This is a genomic window from Pseudomonas sp. TWI923, from assembly GCF_039673365.1.
In the GTDB taxonomy this organism is placed as follows: Bacteria; Pseudomonadota; Gammaproteobacteria; order Pseudomonadales; family Pseudomonadaceae; genus Aquipseudomonas; species Aquipseudomonas sichuanensis.
Genome location: NZ_JBDJLM010000003.1, coordinates 80,436 through 95,253, shown reverse-complemented (window position 1 = coordinate 95,253; position 14,818 = coordinate 80,436). Strand labels below are relative to the sequence as shown.

General features: G+C 63.6%; 14 protein-coding genes and 1 tRNA gene. 9 read left to right on the top strand and 6 right to left on the bottom strand.

Translation table 11 applies throughout. From position 1 onward, the window contains the following. The first annotated feature begins 94 nt into the window (after nucleotides 1–94). Nucleotides 95–895 (top strand): RHS repeat-associated core domain-containing protein, encoded by an 801-nt coding sequence (locus tag ABE459_RS02445; RefSeq protein WP_323830650.1) that lies wholly within the window; start codon nucleotides 95–97, stop codon nucleotides 893–895. 63 nt (nucleotides 896–958) lie between these two features. Here ABE459_RS02445 and ABE459_RS02440 read toward each other — a convergent pair whose 3' ends face one another. Beyond that, nucleotides 959–2,173, bottom strand: a complete 1,215-nt coding sequence (locus ABE459_RS02440) for an MFS transporter (RefSeq protein WP_323830651.1) — start codon at nucleotides 2,171–2,173, stop codon at nucleotides 959–961. 197 nt (nucleotides 2,174–2,370) lie between these two features. On the opposite strand from ABE459_RS02440, the gene ABE459_RS02435 reads away from it, so the two are divergent. Continuing rightward, nucleotides 2,371–3,303: a FecR domain-containing protein gene (locus tag ABE459_RS02435; RefSeq protein ID WP_323830652.1), complete on the top strand. Its 933-nt coding sequence runs from the start codon at nucleotides 2,371–2,373 to the stop codon at nucleotides 3,301–3,303. Between the two features lie 95 nt (nucleotides 3,304–3,398). Continuing rightward, nucleotides 3,399–3,475: transfer RNA gene (locus ABE459_RS02430), tRNA-Met, on the top strand. 54 nt (nucleotides 3,476–3,529) lie between these two features. On the opposite strand, the gene ABE459_RS02425 is transcribed toward ABE459_RS02430, so the two are convergent. Then, entirely contained in the window at nucleotides 3,530–4,147 is a 618-nt protein-coding gene (locus tag ABE459_RS02425) for a LysE family translocator (protein ID WP_323830653.1), read from the bottom strand. A gap of 183 nt (nucleotides 4,148–4,330) precedes the next feature. On the opposite strand from ABE459_RS02425, the gene ABE459_RS02420 reads away from it, so the two are divergent. Next, nucleotides 4,331–5,236, top strand: a complete 906-nt coding sequence (locus ABE459_RS02420; protein ID WP_323830654.1) for a LysR substrate-binding domain-containing protein — start codon at nucleotides 4,331–4,333, stop codon at nucleotides 5,234–5,236. Here the strand turns inward: ABE459_RS02420 and ABE459_RS02415 are convergent. Further along, nucleotides 5,176–5,760 (bottom strand): D-Ala-D-Ala carboxypeptidase family metallohydrolase, encoded by a 585-nt coding sequence (locus tag ABE459_RS02415; protein ID WP_189654500.1) that lies wholly within the window; start codon nucleotides 5,758–5,760, stop codon nucleotides 5,176–5,178. The two genes, ABE459_RS02420 and ABE459_RS02415, sit on opposite strands and share 61 nt — an antisense overlap. A 66-nt stretch (nucleotides 5,761–5,826) precedes the next feature. Between ABE459_RS02415 and ABE459_RS02410 the strand changes: the two genes are divergently transcribed. Continuing rightward, the gene (locus ABE459_RS02410) at nucleotides 5,827–6,984 is read left to right on the top strand and encodes a hypothetical protein (protein WP_323830655.1); all 1,158 of its coding nucleotides are present in this window, start codon (nucleotides 5,827–5,829) and stop codon (nucleotides 6,982–6,984) included. Nucleotides 6,985–7,206: 222 nt separating this feature from the next. Next, nucleotides 7,207–7,896, top strand: coding sequence for an NYN domain-containing protein (locus tag ABE459_RS02405; RefSeq protein WP_323830656.1), 690 nt, complete (start codon nucleotides 7,207–7,209; stop codon nucleotides 7,894–7,896). A gap of 4 nt (nucleotides 7,897–7,900) precedes the next feature. On the opposite strand, the gene rimI is transcribed toward ABE459_RS02405, so the two are convergent. Together rimI and ABE459_RS02395 are read right to left on the bottom strand one after the other, a co-directional pair. Then, nucleotides 7,901–8,356, bottom strand: coding sequence for a ribosomal protein S18-alanine N-acetyltransferase (rimI, locus tag ABE459_RS02400; protein ID WP_125465568.1), 456 nt, complete (start codon nucleotides 8,354–8,356; stop codon nucleotides 7,901–7,903). Continuing rightward, nucleotides 8,353–9,138: an energy transducer TonB gene (locus ABE459_RS02395; RefSeq protein ID WP_323830657.1), complete on the bottom strand. Its 786-nt coding sequence runs from the start codon at nucleotides 9,136–9,138 to the stop codon at nucleotides 8,353–8,355. The genes rimI and ABE459_RS02395 overlap by 4 nt, the downstream gene beginning before the upstream one ends. Before the next feature lie 283 nt (nucleotides 9,139–9,421). Between ABE459_RS02395 and mksB the strand changes: the two genes are divergently transcribed. From mksB to mksF, 3 genes are read left to right on the top strand one after another with little or no spacing between them, the layout of a single operon-like run. Next, complete coding sequence (mksB, locus tag ABE459_RS02390) at nucleotides 9,422–10,711, top strand: Mks condensin complex protein MksB (RefSeq protein ID WP_125465570.1); 1,290 nt, start codon at nucleotides 9,422–9,424, stop codon at nucleotides 10,709–10,711. Then, nucleotides 10,701–11,408, top strand: a complete 708-nt coding sequence (mksE, locus tag ABE459_RS02385; protein ID WP_125465571.1) for an Mks condensin complex protein MksE — start codon at nucleotides 10,701–10,703, stop codon at nucleotides 11,406–11,408. The genes mksB and mksE overlap by 11 nt, the downstream gene beginning before the upstream one ends. After that, nucleotides 11,405–14,236, top strand: a complete 2,832-nt coding sequence (gene mksF, locus ABE459_RS02380; RefSeq protein WP_125465572.1) for an Mks condensin complex protein MksF — start codon at nucleotides 11,405–11,407, stop codon at nucleotides 14,234–14,236. Before mksE ends, mksF begins: the two co-directional genes overlap by 4 nt. A gap of 132 nt (nucleotides 14,237–14,368) precedes the next feature. On the opposite strand, the gene ABE459_RS02375 is transcribed toward mksF, so the two are convergent. After that, the gene (locus ABE459_RS02375; protein WP_323830663.1) at nucleotides 14,369–14,812 is read right to left on the bottom strand and encodes a CreA family protein; all 444 of its coding nucleotides are present in this window, start codon (nucleotides 14,810–14,812) and stop codon (nucleotides 14,369–14,371) included. Between the last annotated feature and the right edge of the window lie 6 nt (nucleotides 14,813–14,818).

The following is a 14,818-nucleotide window of genomic DNA, read 5'->3' as shown; positions in this document are numbered from 1 at the left end:
GGCATCGCAAGCATGAACTAGCATTTCTGCCAGTTGCCAAGGCAGCCGGCCCGCTTCAAGATTTCCCACAGGCCACGGTCTCTGGAGCGCGCCCATGGAAACTGCACTACTGTCAACGGATATACAGGGCTCAGTGCTGCTACGGCACACAGGAGTAATCCAACATGCGACCAGGTATTGCGCATACGGCTACAGTCCTGTGAATACTGAGCGGCGACTACTAGGATTCAACTCAGAACTGATTGAGCTTGCCGGAACCTATTTGCTTGGCAATGGATACCGTGCGTTTCACCCCGTGTTGATGAGGTTCGGCTCGCCGGACAGCGCCAGCCCATTCAACGCAGGCGGGATCAATAATTACGCCTACTGCCAAGCAGATCCAGTCAATCGAAAAGACCCTGACGGTCACTTTGGGCGTCGTATCCGAAATCTCTTCAGAAGACCTGAACCATCAGCGATATCGGCTGCCGATTCGATACTCCCGTCACCGTCTGCTCCAGAAATCACCACGCAGGGCGAATTCAATAGCGCACAATCAGCAAGCTTGCCAAATTATTTTGCAGAGTATGGATCCCCCCCACCCTACAGTCCCACCCCTGCGCCCGCCCCAAAAAGCCTGTCCGCAACAACATTTGCCTCCCCGACTTATTCTCCCGTCCCGAGACCGAATGAAGCGGTTGTTCAGTTAAAAAACAACACATTGACACAAGTCAGATCACTGACCGAACTTGAAAGAGCAAGGAAAACACTTACCAGCCGAAGAGATATTCCAAGCTTTGCCCGACTAAGTGCGGCCAATACACTGTCAAAACAGATAAAAAGCAACCGACCATTACAAACCGATAACGGAGTACTTGATGCGGTCGGCAACGCCCAAGCTCTGCGCCGCATGTAAACAGGTGTTCAGGAAGGCTGATAGCAAGAGCCACGCACCAAAACGTGGCTCCTCTCAATCGGCTTACTTCTTGCCCGTAGCCGGCAAAAACACCGCCAACAACCCGAACAACGGCAAGTACGAGCACACTCCGTACACATATTCGATCCCACGCAGGTCGGCCACATACCCCAGCAGCGCCGCGCCAATGCCGCCGAAGCCGAACATCAACCCGAAGAAGATCCCGGCGATCATCCCCACATTGCCCGGCACCAGTTCCTGTGCATACACCACGATGGCCGAGAACGCCGAAGCCAGGATGAAGCCGATCACCACGCTGAGCACGGTGGTCCAGAACAGGTCGGCATAGGGCAGCGCCAGGGTGAACGGCGCCACGCCCAGGATCGAGAACCAGATCACCGCCTTGCGCCCGATGCGGTCGCCGATCGGCCCGCCGAAGAAGGTGCCGGCGGCCACCGCGCCAAGGAACAGGAACAGGTGCAGTTGGGAGCTGGCCACCGACAGCTGGAACTTCTCGATCAGGTAGAAGGTGAAGTAGCTGGTGAAGCTGGCCATGTAGAAGTACTTGGAGAACACCAGCAGGCCCAGCACCAGCAGCGCCATCATCACCCGTTGGCGCGAGATGCCATGGGTGGCCTGCACCGCCTTGCGCGCCTTGGCCTGGTTGAGGTGTTCCTTGTACCAGCGGCGCAGCATCAGGGTGACGGCGAAGAACAGCAGCCCGGCCACGCCAAACCAGGCCACGTGGCTCTGGCCGAACGGGATGACGATGGCCGCCGCCAGCAGCGGGCCGAACGCGGAACCGGCGTTGCCGCCGACCTGGAAGGTCGACTGGGCCAGGCCGAAGCGCCCGCCCGAGGCTAGCCGGGCAATGCGCGAGGTCTCGGGGTGGAAGGTCGACGAGCCGATGCCCACCAGCGCCGAGGCCAGCAGGATCATCGGGAAGCTGCCGACGAACGCCAGCATGACGATGCCCACCAGGGTGCACAGGGTGCCCAGGGGCAGCAGGTTCGGCGTCGGCCGCTTGTCGGTGAAGAAGCCCACCCAGGGCTGCAGCAGCGAGGCGGTGACCTGGAAGGTCAGGGTGATCAGGCCGATCTGGGCGAAGCTCAGGCTGTAGTTGGCCTTGAGCATCGGGTAGATGGCCGGTAGCACCGACTGGATCAGGTCGTTGATCAGGTGCGCCAGGGCGCAGAAGGTGATGATGCGCATCACCAGCGGGTTGGCCTGGCTGGCCGTGCTGCTGGCGCTGGCGGTTTGGGTGCTGCTGGTGGCCATGGGCTGGATGTCCGTGCGCAGGATGGGATCCGATTATCATGAAACAAATAGATACGAAGCTACCTTTTTATTTTTTCCTGGAGCGCTTCCTGACGCAACGTGCTTGTAAATGGTTCTCAATATATTTAGCATCCTCAGGCCTCACCTCCCGTAAACGCTGGGCAAAACCGCCCCGCCCTTGCGAGTAGAACCATCCCATGAGCCCGATGCCCGCCTTGCAGCCACAGCCCGACCCCGAGCAGGAAGCGTTGGACTGGTTCTCGCGCCTGCGCCAGCCCGGCTGTGACGACACGCTGCGTCAGGCCTTCGCCCACTGGTGCCAGGACCCACTCAACGCCAGGGCCTATGCCCAGCTCGAAGCTTACTGGCAGCAACTGCAGGTGCCGGCTGCCCGACCACGGCCGCAGGTCATCAAGGCCCGCCGCAGCCGCAGCGGGTTGTATCTGGGGTTGCTGTTCCTGATGCTGCTGGCGACCCTGGCATGGCTCTTCTGGCCACACATGCAGCGCCTGGCCAGCGAGCTGCACACCGGCAGCGGCGAACGGCGCAGCGTGCGCCTGGCCGATGGCTCGACCCTGCACCTGGACAGCGCCAGCGCGATCAACGTCGACTTGCGCGACCGCACCCGCCGGCTGCACCTGGTGCAGGGCCAGATATCCCTGGAAGTGATGCTCGATGGGCGGGCCCTGGAAGTGCAGGTGGATGATGCACGTATCCAGGTGTTCGGCACCCGCCTGCAGATTACCCGCTACAGCGACCATGACGAACTGCTGGTATTGAGCGGCAAGGCCGCCGTCCTGCAGGGTGGCGACCAGCGCATGGTCAGTGCCGGGGAACGGGTGACCTTCACCGACAGCCACATCAACCCGGTGGAAAAGATCGACAGCAAAGCCGCCGATGCCTGGCGCAGTGGCCGTTTGCAGGTCAGCCAAAGGCCCCTGGTCGAGGTGCTCGAACGCCTGGCGGCGTATCAGGGGCAACGCGTGTGGCTACTGGATGAAGAGGCCAGCCATCGACGGGTGAGTGGCGATTTCGACCTTGATCACCCTTTGCTGAGCCTGGAACAGCTTGCCCGCGACCAGCAGCTGCGCCTGTACAACGTGCTTGGCCAAGGGCTGATCGTCCGTTGAAGCGAGCTTCCCGGCTAAGTTTTTGAAAGGTTGGCAATTTTTTTAAAAACGTTGTTGACAGGATCGCGATTCGAGCTAATAATGCGCGCCAAGTTGGCTACATAGCTCAGTTGGTTAGAGCATAGCATTCATAATGCTGGGGTCCGGGGTTCAAGTCCCTGTGTAGCCACCACCTTCTAAAAGGGCTTATCGAAAGATAAGCCCTTTTTCTTTGCCTGCGAAAAAGCTACCTCACCCCCGCCACCACCACGGCCAACCCAAGGCCAATCAAAGCCACGCCGATGACCCGATCGACGATGCGCTGGCGCTCGATCATCGCGGCGCGCAGGCACGCACTGGAGAAGAATACCGCCACCAGGCTGAACCACGCCCAGTGAGCGAGCGACATGAACGCCCCATAGGCGAAGTCCAGCGCCAGCGGGCTACCAGGCTGAACCACCTGGGTGTAGGCACTGACCACGAAGAGCATGGTCTTGGGGTTGAGCGCATTGGTGAGAAAGCCCGTGCGCAGCGCCTTGATGACACCGCTGTCATCGCCATCCCGCACAGCTCCCAGGCTGATGCGCGTGGTATTGGTCAGCGACTTGTAGCCCAGGTACACCAGGTAACCCGCCCCCACCACCTTCATCGTCAGGAACAGCACCGGGCTATGGCTGATGATCACGGCGATCCCAAGCACGGTGTACAGCACATGCACCTGCACCCCCATGGCGATACCCAGCGCAGCAGCCAGGCCTGACTTGCGGCCCTGTGCATAACTGCTGCGGGTGACCATGGCGAAATCGGCGCCCGGGCTGATGACAGCCAGGAGGGTGAAGAGAGCGACGGCGATGAGTTCGTTCACGAACAGGTATCCTCGATGAAAATTCACAGAAGATGGGATTATCCTGTTGCCTTGAACGAGTAAAAATCGATTTAAAGTGACGCCAATCTGCTAGTTTTACTCACCTATTTGTATGTAACCGACCGGATGCTGCACTTCGTGGGAGCGGGCTTGCCCCGCGATAGCGCCGGCACAGGACAGCACATGAAACTGCCCCCACTGACCGCCTTTCGATACTTCGACCTCGCCGCCCGCAGCGAAAGCTTCGTGCGCGCCGCCGAGCAACTGCACGTCACCCACGGCGCAGTCAGCCGTCAGGTACGCCTGCTGGAGGAAAGCCTTGGGGTGGAGCTGTTCGAGCGGCGCAACCGAGCGGTGTTCCTGACCCGCGCCGGCCGCGAGCTGCACGGCACCACCCAGGCGATCTTCGAGCACCTGGAGAGCACCGTGCAGCGCCTGCAGCAGCAAACCGACGACAAGGTGCTGGTGGTCTCCTGCGAGCCGACCATCGCCATGCGCTGGCTGATCCCGCGCCTGCCGCGCTTGCACGCCGCGCACCCTGACCTGCAACTGCACCTGGTGGCGGCGGGTGGCCCGGTGGATTTCGCCCGCGCAGGCGTGGACATGGCCCTGCGCCGGGACGACTTCCACTGGGACCGCCGGCTGCACAGCCTGAAGATCTGCGAGGAATGGATCGGCCCGGTGGCCGCCGCGGGCTTCGATGGCCAGCGCCTGCTCCACAGCAAGACGCGCCCGGATGCCTGGTCGACCTGGCTGCGCCTGAGCGATCACCCTGCCGAACACAAAGAGCGCAGCGACTTCGAGCACTTCTACCTGTCGATCCAGGCTGCCAGCGCCGGCTTGGGGCTGGCCATGGCCTCGGCACTGATGGTCGGCGACGATCTGGACAACGGCCAGCTACAAGCACCCTTCGGCTTCCTGCGCGACGGCTCCAGCTACCATCTGCTCAGCCCGCACCCTTTGGACGACGGCAGCAAACGCCAGCGCTTCGCGCAGTGGGTCGGCGCCGAATGCCAGGCACACCTGGCTCACCTCGGCTTGCTGCAGAACGATGACCCGGCACCACCATCACCACCCCAGGTGCGGTAGCCGGCGGTATCGATATGGATACGCCCTGACGGATAACGCCCCAGCCCCATGCTCCAGGCCTGGCCGTGCTGCTGCCAGAAACTGCACAGCGGATTAGGGTCGGCCCAGGCCGGCAGCAGCAGGTCTACGGCGAAGGCGCGCATATGGGCACTGCTCGGCGCACCGCCGGCACAGGCATTGAGGCTCGGATCGCGGTAGGCCGAGACCACCTCGAACTGGCGCAGGATGCCCTGCTCATCCAGCGTCTTGATCAGTGACAGCGTCGAACGCACCGCCGGCCAGTGGCTGGCCGGCGGCACCGCGAACGGCGAGGCGCGGCACTGGCGCCAATCCGAGGCCGAGCGCAACAACTGATGGATCGGCACCACCCCGTACAACCGCGCATCCACCAGCATTTCCCGGAACCTGCGGTTTTCGTGATCCCCCGCCCATTGGGCGAACATCCACACATCGCGCTCGTCGGCCTGGGCTACGCCCATGCAGGAAAGCGCCCCCGCCAATAGCCATGCCTTGCCGCTTTTCATCGCCCCACCTCTTCATCCACCATGGGCGCGCCCGCCGTCCTGGCGGCCACTGACATGGAGTTAAGCATGCACAAGATTGCTCTATCGGGCCTGGCCGCCCTCGCCTTCAGCGGCCTGGCACTGGCCGACGCGCAGATCGACCTGGGCGACACCCAGCGTGTCACCCGACTGTTCGCCTACCCCAACAACTGCAACGTGATCTGCTACCGCGACTGGACCTTGGAAAAAACCGTCGAGCACTACCTCACCCAGAGCGTGCAACGCGACGGCTATGCCAACGCCAAGGTCACGGTGAGCCGCGACAATCACAAGCTGCACGCCAGCATCACGGGCGTGCCGAGCGGCTATACCGAGCCCTTGCGCAAGCTGCTCGACAGCGGTGAACTGGCCTACCAAGGCGCCACCCGCCTCAACCAGAAAGGCGGCTGGGACTACAACTGGTACCTGTTCCTGCCGCTGGGCATGGCCCTGGAGAACCGCCGCAGCATCGAGCTGCTGCACTTCCCGCCGGACTACTCGCTGACCCGCTACCAGGACTACCTGAAGTCCAACACCACCGACCGTTGGGCAGACCTGCTCACCTACAACGGCATCGACGCCAGCCAGACCCCGGCCTACCAGACCATCGTCGATATCGCGCCGATCGCCGCGCCGTCCGATGCCGGCAAGGCTCTCGAAGGGGTCTACGACTATTTCCGTGACTACCAGGTGAGCATGGTCAAGCAGATGACCGTCACCCATGCCGGCCAAGCGCTGCCGATGGTCGCCTTCGGCGCACCGGTGCGCGCCTGGATCCAGCAGCAGTACGGGCCGAAGGTGAACGTGCTGGGCCTGGTCAGCATCACCCCCACGGCCGATGGCGCCAAGGTGCCGGTGCTGGGCGCCAACCACCCCAGCGCCATCTGGTACGCCGCCGATCCGAAAAGCTATGACGGCGACCAGGACAAGGCCGACGCCGCCGGCCTGAAGATGATGGGCCAGGACCTCTCCGCCGCCTGCTGGCAGGCCGGCATGGGCCGCAACCCGCAGGCCGACGCCAAGCTCACCCTGGATGCCTGCAGCACCAAGTGGCAGGTAACCCAGAAGAAGCAGACCTGCGAGCTGTTCTACCGCACCATCCGCAACATGACGCCGGAGCAGGCGGCAGCCAAGTGCAATACCGGAACGGTGACGCGCAGTTTGCGGGATTTGCGTAAACCCATCGATATCCCGCAAGCGCTTTAGCACCAGGAAATGCACAGCAACAATCCAGGGATGCTCAGGTGCGAGTCTTTGAGTGATCATCCCCAAGCCGATTGCTTGCTGGTGTGCCCGCTTGACTCTCAAGGTTGAAATGGCATACTCACTCTCACCACTCAACCCCGTACGCGATGATTCAGTTCGTCGGCTGTTGGGGTGAAAAAACCGGCCCTTGCGCCGGTTTTTTCGTTTCAAGGGAATGGAACCTTGCGTACCGCCTGCTTCGTTGATGGATACAACGTCTTTTACGGCCTGGTCGCCGGCACCCGCTACAAATGGCTCGACCTGCCTGCGCTACTGGCTCACATCCTGCGCACGGAACAACCAGGCAGCCTGCTGAGCGCGATCAACTTCTACACCTCGGGCGTAAAGCCATCTCTGGCAAGCCGTGGCCGGCTGTCGAAGGAGGCCCAGGACACCTACCTGCGAGCCCTGATCGCGCGCAACGTATCGGTCTTTTATGGCCGCCATCAACTCGAACCACGCAACGCCCCGCGCTTCATCGACAAAAAAACGCCACCTTCCCGAGTCGATCAGGTCGCCATCTGGAAACTCGAAGAAAAGGAAACCGACGTTCGCATTGCCTTGAGCATGTACCGGCTGGCCGCCCGGCAAGCACACTTGCCGACCGAACAGCGAGTGAGGCAGATAGTCCTGGTTTCCGCAGACACGGACATGACGCCAGCCCTGCAGGCTTTGCGCGAAGACTTCCCTGATATCTGCCTGGGCGTGGTGCTCCCGCACCGAGAGGGGATGAAGCGCATACCGCCGGGCTCACTCAGAAACCATTGCAACTGGATGCGCCAGCTTGTGACGAATGAAGAGCTTGCCTGTCACCAGTTCCCTGAACGGGTTGCCACTCTCAAGAAGCCGGCTATCAAACCGGCATACTGGTAACCCATCAGTCCTCGAGCAGGGTACAGGCCATCACCAGTGCATCTTCACGCCCACCCGCCACCGGGTAGTAGTCGCGCCGCCGGCCGATTTCGTTGAAGCCGTAACGCTCGTACAACCGATAGGCCGACTGGTTGCTGGCACGCACTTCGAGGAAGCACTCACGGCCATTGAGCTGGTAGGCCCGTGCCATCAGGTGCTCGAGCAGGCGCAGGCCCATGCCACGGCCCTGGCTCTCTGGCTTGACGGTGATATTGAGCAGGTGCGCCTCGTCGATGATCACGTTGATCACGCCATGGCCGACCTGCTGCTGACCATCGAACATCAGCCACACTTCGTACGACTTCAGCGCATCCAGGAAGATGCCGCGGGTCCAGGGGTGGCTGAAGGCTGCGTATTCGATCTTCAACACGGCATCCAGATCCGCCTCGGTCATCGGGCGGAAACTGATCGACTCACTCATTCAACGCTCTTCCAGCGCGCCATCAGCTGGCGCATGGCTTTCCAGACGTCCGCCTTGCGCTGCGGCTCGTCCATCAACAGTTCAAGGCCGGGCAAGGCCCAGGCATCGCCGAGCAGGTCGACCTTGAGTTCTTGGTAATAGGCCTCGGCGTCGGCCTGGCCGGCGAAGCGAATGGCAGGCAGGCCGATCAGCCACAGGCAACTGCTGGGCGCCTCTTCCAGGCGTGCGGCGATGAAGCCCTGGACGAAGTCGCGGGCGGCGTCCGGCCCTTGATCCATGTTGCCGCGCATCAGCAGCGGCCAGCGCACCGGCTCGCCGATGATCTGCGGGGCGTCCGGCAGGCCGGCGGCGCGCAGCATGTCCTTGAGCAGCAGGTACGACGGGTCGCGGCTCTGGAACGGTTGACCGGTGGCCAGCTCCACCAGCAGCAGGCAACTGCCGGCGCGCAGCAACTGCAGGGCAAAGCGCGGTGGTGGCACCGGGGCGGGACGCGCCGCGGGGGCCTCTACCTCGGTTTCGACCGGCTTGGCGACCGGTTTCGGTATGCTGCCAGGGCGCGGGATCTCGATTTTCGGCCGCTCTGCGCGCGGCTGGGGCGCCACCGGCGCTTCCCGGGGCGCGGGCGCCGACGGACGCACCTCGAACTCGATATCCTCGACCGGCGCCAGCGGCAACAGCAGTTCCGGGCGCGACGGCGCGGCGAACGGCAGTTCGGCACGCGGCAGCCAATGCACCACTTGCATGGCGGAAAGGTAGGCGCGGCGGCGGGATTCGGTCAGCAAGGCTCGGGGGTCCGGGGTTCGAAACGTCGCACATTCTAACGTTGTTGGCCGGGCTGTGCCGCAACTGGTCGGCGGATTTTTGTCAGCTGTGACGGCCCCTTCGCGGGGCAAGCCCGCTCCTGCAGGTTTCGAGGGGCCCGTAGGAGCGGGCTTGCCCCGCGAAAGGGCCAGTGAATCCCCTACAGCCAACAAGGTTATCCCCCATTGCAGACCAAGGGGTGAAATCCTCCCCCCCGTATGCAGTACAATCGCCCCTTTTATTTGGCAACGAGTCGACCCGCCAATGATCGAACCCAAGCGCGTCCTGCGCGCCCTAGCCGAACACTGGGCCTTGATCGAGCCGCTGTGCGAGCGCTTCGACCAGGGCACCCTGAGCCTGATCGAACTGCGCCAGCAGTTGGCCCGCCAACAGGTGGAAAGCACGCCGCAGGACATCACCCAGCTGCTCGACGTGTGGATCCGCCTGGACATCCTGGTCCCGGTGGCCAAAAGCCCGAACCGTTTCGAGCTCAACGCGCAGATCCACGACTTCCTCGCCTACCTGCGCCGCGAACACCGGCTGGGCCTGTGCCTGGAGATCGAGGCCTACCTGCGCCACCTGGAGCGCCTGGCCGGGCATATCCAGGACGCCTTCGACAACCGCGACAGCGACGACCTGGCGCGCCAGCTGCGCTTGCTCGACATGCGCGTGCGCGACGTGCTGAAGAAACTCGACAACGACGAGCAGGCGCTGGTAGCCGTGGCCGAACGGGCCAAGACCAGCAACCGGCAGATCCCGCTGCGCCAGCGTTACGCCGAAGTGCTGGCAACCTGGGACGAATACGTCGAACCGATGATCCAGTTGGTCAACGCCGACGGCGCCTTCGAGCAGGGCGTGCGCAAGGTCGAGACCGTGCTGCTGCGCCTCCTGGGCGAGCAGGCGCGCCTGGGCCACCTGGTCGACGACGACATGCTGCTGCGCACCCACGCGCGCATCCTAGAGATGCAGACCAGCGCCCAGCTCACCCTGCGCCACGCCCGCGAACTGCTGCTGCCGCTGCGCGAAGAAGCCCGCCGGCACAACGCCGTGACCCGTGGCGCCGCGCTGGCCTTGTCGGTGATCCGCAAGAAGGGCATCGACGCCGTGCCGCAAGCGGCCATGCCGATGTTCACCCGCCCGCAGAGCACCTTCCTGGGCAGCGCCAGCCAGGTCGAAGCCTATGTCTATGCCCTGGCCCGTTTCGAGCCCAAGCCTGCGCGCTTCCCCAAGGCGCACAAGACCCAGAAGGGGCCGCTGCCCCGCGCCCCGCGCACGGTCAAGGAAATGCTCGAGCGCTGCGAGGATGCCCTGCCGCTGCCGGACCTGATGGTCTGGCTACTGGAGCAGGAACCCGAGGGCGCCACCGACGAACTGCTGTACTGGTTCTCGCGCCTGTCGCGCGAGAAGCGCTTCGCCCGCCAGCGCCTCGACCGCCAGGAATACATCACCCGCGAACACCTGGTCAGCCTGCGCTCCTTCGCCCTGACGTCCAGCCGCGAAAACAAGCCGGCCACCACGACCGAATCCACCGCGAGCCCCGCCCATGCATCTTGATCTTTCCGAACTGTCCCAGCTCGCGCCGATCTTCCGCGAGCTGTTCAAGGGCTTCCACGTCAGCCGCCGCGACCCGGAGCTGTACGCCCAGCTGTCGAACTTCCAGGACCAGTACCGCACCCTGTTCAAGGCCCTCGGTTTCGAGTTGGTCTGCGACACCCGCGGTTTCTACTACTTCGTCCCCGAGCAGGCCGCCGCGCAAGTCAACAAGACCGCCCAGCGCCTGTCGCTGTTCACCTTCATCCTGGTCGAGCACCTGGCCGACCAGGGCCGTGACCCGATGGCCGTGCTCGACGGCGGCAGCATCGGCCGCGACGAATTGCCATCGCTTTTGGACAAGTACCGCGACCTGTTCTTCCAGGCCGAAGTGCAGACCGTCGAAGAGCTGGAAGAGAAGATCCTGCGCCGCATGACCCAACTCGGTTTCGCCCACGAAGAGGGTGGCATCTACCGCTTCCTGCCGCCGATGCACCGCTTCCTCGACGTGTGCCTGTCGGTGCAGCAGGACCGCGACCTCGCCGCCACCCTGCACAGCGACCTGCCACTGCCGATCCCGGTACTGGTGGTGGAAGAGACGCCCGAAGAACTCAACCGCACCGACGACCCGCTCGACCTCACGCCGTTCGACGGCCAGGAGAGCGAAGAGGAAGCCCTGGCCCGGGCCATCCGCGAAGAGCAACAGGAGATTGACGCATGAGCCAGGAACGCTACGGCATCCGCCGCTTCGCACTGCTCAACACCGCCGGCTACAGCCTCGGCCTGTTCCCCCTGGAACACCCGCTGTCGGTCTATGGCGCCAACAACCTGGGTAAATCGGCGTCGATCAACGCCCTGCAGTTCCCGATCCTGGCGCGCATGTCGGACATGAGCTTCGGCAAGTACAGCCTGGAACAGTCGCGGCGCTTCTACTTCGCCAGCGACACCAGCTACATCCTTTGCGAGCTGAACCTGCCCCACGGCCCGCATGTGATCGGCGTGGTCGGCCGCGGCCCGGGCGGCGGCTTCGGCCACCAGTTCTTCGCCTACCAGGGCGAGCTGGACCTGGCCCACTACCAGAAAGACGACACCTGCCTGCGCCAGAAAGAGCTGTTCACCAACCTCGAGCGCAACGGCCTGAAAGCCTACGAGCTCAAGCCGGATGAACTGCGTCGGCTGCTGGTCGGCGGCCACACCTCGGTGCCGCTGGACCTCACCCTGATCCCGCTGCGTTCGACCAGCGAGCAGAGCCTGAAAACCTTCCGCGCGCTGTTCATCAACCTGCTGCACATGCGCGAGATCACTGCGGCCAAGCTCAAGCAGCTGTTCCTCGACGCCTTCGAACACAGCCTGCGCTCGGGCAGCGTCGACTACATCGCCGCCTGCGAAGAGGCCTTCCGCGACGTGCGCCGCATGGAGGGCGACTACAACGCCCTGGTGGCCGCAGGCCCACTGGTCGAGGCCCTGGCCGGCGGCGTGGCCCAGCGCGACATCCTGCGCGGCAAGCTGCACCGCATTTCGCCCCTGCTCGACAACCTGCTGGGCACCTGGCAGGAATACGCCATGGCGCGCAAGGAAGAGCTGGTCATCCAGTCCGAGCACTACCGTGGCGAGCAGGACCGCCTGCAGAACGACCAGCGCGGCGGCACCCAGGAGCTGATGCGCCTGGAGCGCGAGATCACCGGCATCCAGCGCTGGCTGGGTGAGCTGTCGGTGCTCAAGCACCGCTTTGCCCTGGTCACCGACGTCAAGACCCTGGAACAGCAACTGCTGGCCGCCAAGGACGCCCACGACGAACTGGCCGGCGCCCTGGCCCAGTCGCGGCAGTTCTCCGCCGAAGACCTCGACGAGCGCGTGCGCGACCTCGAGAAGCGCGTGAAAGCGGTCAAGCTGCAACTCGACCACGCCGACAACAACAGCTACGCCCGCCTGCGCGAAGAGTTCTCCCAGCAGGACGTCGACCGCCTGATGCGCCTGTTCAACGGCGCGCTGTTCAGCCTGCCGCTGGGCGAACGCGGCATCGAACTGGATGACAGCGATATCTGGGTCAAGACCCTGGAAGGCGTGCTTGACCGCTTCAAGGGCGAGCGCTTCGAAGTGCCGGGCCTGTCCATCGATATCTCGCACATCGACCCGCCCGCGCTGCAGGCCCTGGCCGACCGCGCCGCCCTGCGCGACCAGAAGGAACGCCTGGATAAAGAGCTCAAGCAGCTCAAGACCCAGCAGGCCGTGGCACTCGACCGCGCCGCCAGCAAGGCACAGACCGAAGCGCTGTACCAGCAGGTGCTGGATGCGCAGAAGGCCCTGGAAGATTTCCGCCGCGCCGAGACCCTGGCCGCCGAAGAGCCGGAAAAAATGGAGCAACTGAGCCAGCTGGAAGCGGCCCAGGACGAGCTCAAGCGCTCCAGCGACGCCTTCACCGAACGCGTCCAGCAGCTCTCCGCCAAGCTGCAGCTGGTAGGCCGGCAGATCGCCGACCTGGAAGCCAAGCAGCGTACCCTGGAGGACGCCCTGCGCCGTCGCCAGCTGCTGCCGGCCGACCTGCCCTTCGGCACGCCGTTCATGGAAGCGATCGACGACTCCATGGACAACCTGCTGCCGCTGCTCAACGACTACCAGGACAGCTGGCAGGCGCTGCAGCGCGTGGACAACCAGATCGAGGCGCTGTACGCCCAGGTGCGCCTCAAGGGCGTGGCCAAGTTCGACAGCGAAGACGACATGGAGCGCCGCCTGCAGCTGCTGATCAACGCCTACTCGCACCGTACCGAGGAAGCACTGACGCTGGCCAAGGCGCGCCGCGCGGCGGTCACCGACATCGCCCGGACCCTGCGCAACATCCGCAGCGACTACGACAGCCTGGAACACCAGCTGGCGCTGTTCAACCGCGAGATCAACAAGCGCCAGGTATCCAACCTGGAGAGCTTCCGCGTGGTGCTGGCGCCGAACAAGGAAGCGCTCAAGCACATCGACCAGATCATCCACAGCGCCGGCCAGTACGAGGAAGGCGAGACCCTGTCGGTGTTCGACCTGACCCAGAACAGCGACCAGGATCACAAGAACGAAGAGGCCAAGGAATACCTGGCGCGGCTGGTGGCGGCCAACCACAACCAGCTGGGCCTGAAGGACCTGTTCGAACTGGCGTTCGAGATCACCAAGATCAACAGCCAGCCGGTGATCCATGCCGACATCGACGGCGCCGCCTCCAACGGCACCACCATGACCATCAAGGCGCTGACCAACATGTACCTGTTGCTGCACCTGATGGACCGCGACCTGGCCGGGCGCATTCGCCTGCCGTACTACCTGGACGAGGCGGCGGACATCGACGAACGCAACCAGGCCGCGCTGCTGGAAACCAGTCAGCAGCTGGGCTTCGTGCCGATCCTGGCGAGCGTGAAGCCGCAGGTGTCGGCGCGGGTGGCGATCGACCTGGAAGGCGGTAGCGGGCCGAACGGCATCTACATCGACGAGGCGGACTGGAAGTACATCAGCCGTCGCGATGAGGTGAAGGCCATCGTGCGTGAGGATGAGGCCGAGGAACTGGCCTGAAATCTGTGTACTGGGGCCGCTTTGCGGCCCTTTCGCGGCACAAGGCCGCTCCTACAGGGATATGCGTACCCCTGTAGGAGCGGCCTTGTGCCGCGAAAGGAGGCCAAAGGCCTCCCGGCGATCAACCAGGTATCACTGTGCCCAAGGCAGAATCGGAATCGCTGTCACCGCATTCTGCGGGCTGCCTTCGATCAGGCGGTCGCTGTACACCAGGTACACCAGCGTATTGCGCTTCTTGTCGAGGAAACGCACCACCTGCATGGTCTTGAACACCAGCGAGGTGCGCTCCTTGAACACCTCCTCACCGTCTTTCAATTCACCCTTGAACTGGATCGGCCCGACCTGACGGCAGGCGATCGACGCTTCGGCACGGTCCTCGGCCAGGCCCAACCCACCTTTCAGGCCGCCGGTCTTGGCCCGCGACAGGTAGCAGGTCACGCCCTCGACCTTGGGGTCGTCAAAGGCTTCGACGACGATACGGTCGTTGGGCCCGACGAACTTGAACACGGTGGACACCTGGCCGATCTCCTCGGCCCCGGCCAGCATCGGCAGCGCCAGGGCTGCCATGGCAATCATCCTTTT

What these genes read in the sequence shown, in the direction of transcription:
- ABE459_RS02445 (WP_323830650.1), top strand. Translation starts at nt 95, where the DNA reads ATGGAAACTGCACTACTGTCAACGGATATACAGGGCTCAGTGCTGCTA.
- ABE459_RS02440 (WP_323830651.1), bottom strand. Translation starts at nt 2,173, where the DNA reads ATGGCCACCAGCAGCACCCAAACCGCCAGCGCCAGCAGCACGGCCAGC.
- ABE459_RS02435 (WP_323830652.1), top strand. Translation starts at nt 2,371, where the DNA reads ATGAGCCCGATGCCCGCCTTGCAGCCACAGCCCGACCCCGAGCAGGAA.
- ABE459_RS02420 (WP_323830654.1), top strand. Translation starts at nt 4,331, where the DNA reads ATGAAACTGCCCCCACTGACCGCCTTTCGATACTTCGACCTCGCCGCC.
- ABE459_RS02415 (WP_189654500.1), bottom strand. Translation starts at nt 5,760, where the DNA reads ATGAAAAGCGGCAAGGCATGGCTATTGGCGGGGGCGCTTTCCTGCATG.
- ABE459_RS02410 (WP_323830655.1), top strand. Translation starts at nt 5,827, where the DNA reads ATGCACAAGATTGCTCTATCGGGCCTGGCCGCCCTCGCCTTCAGCGGC.
- rimI (WP_125465568.1), bottom strand. Translation starts at nt 8,356, where the DNA reads ATGAGTGAGTCGATCAGTTTCCGCCCGATGACCGAGGCGGATCTGGAT.
- mksB (WP_125465570.1), top strand. Translation starts at nt 9,422, where the DNA reads ATGATCGAACCCAAGCGCGTCCTGCGCGCCCTAGCCGAACACTGGGCC.
- mksE (WP_125465571.1), top strand. Translation starts at nt 10,701, where the DNA reads ATGCATCTTGATCTTTCCGAACTGTCCCAGCTCGCGCCGATCTTCCGC.
- mksF (WP_125465572.1), top strand. Translation starts at nt 11,405, where the DNA reads ATGAGCCAGGAACGCTACGGCATCCGCCGCTTCGCACTGCTCAACACC.
- ABE459_RS02375 (WP_323830663.1), bottom strand. Translation starts at nt 14,812, where the DNA reads ATGATTGCCATGGCAGCCCTGGCGCTGCCGATGCTGGCCGGGGCCGAG.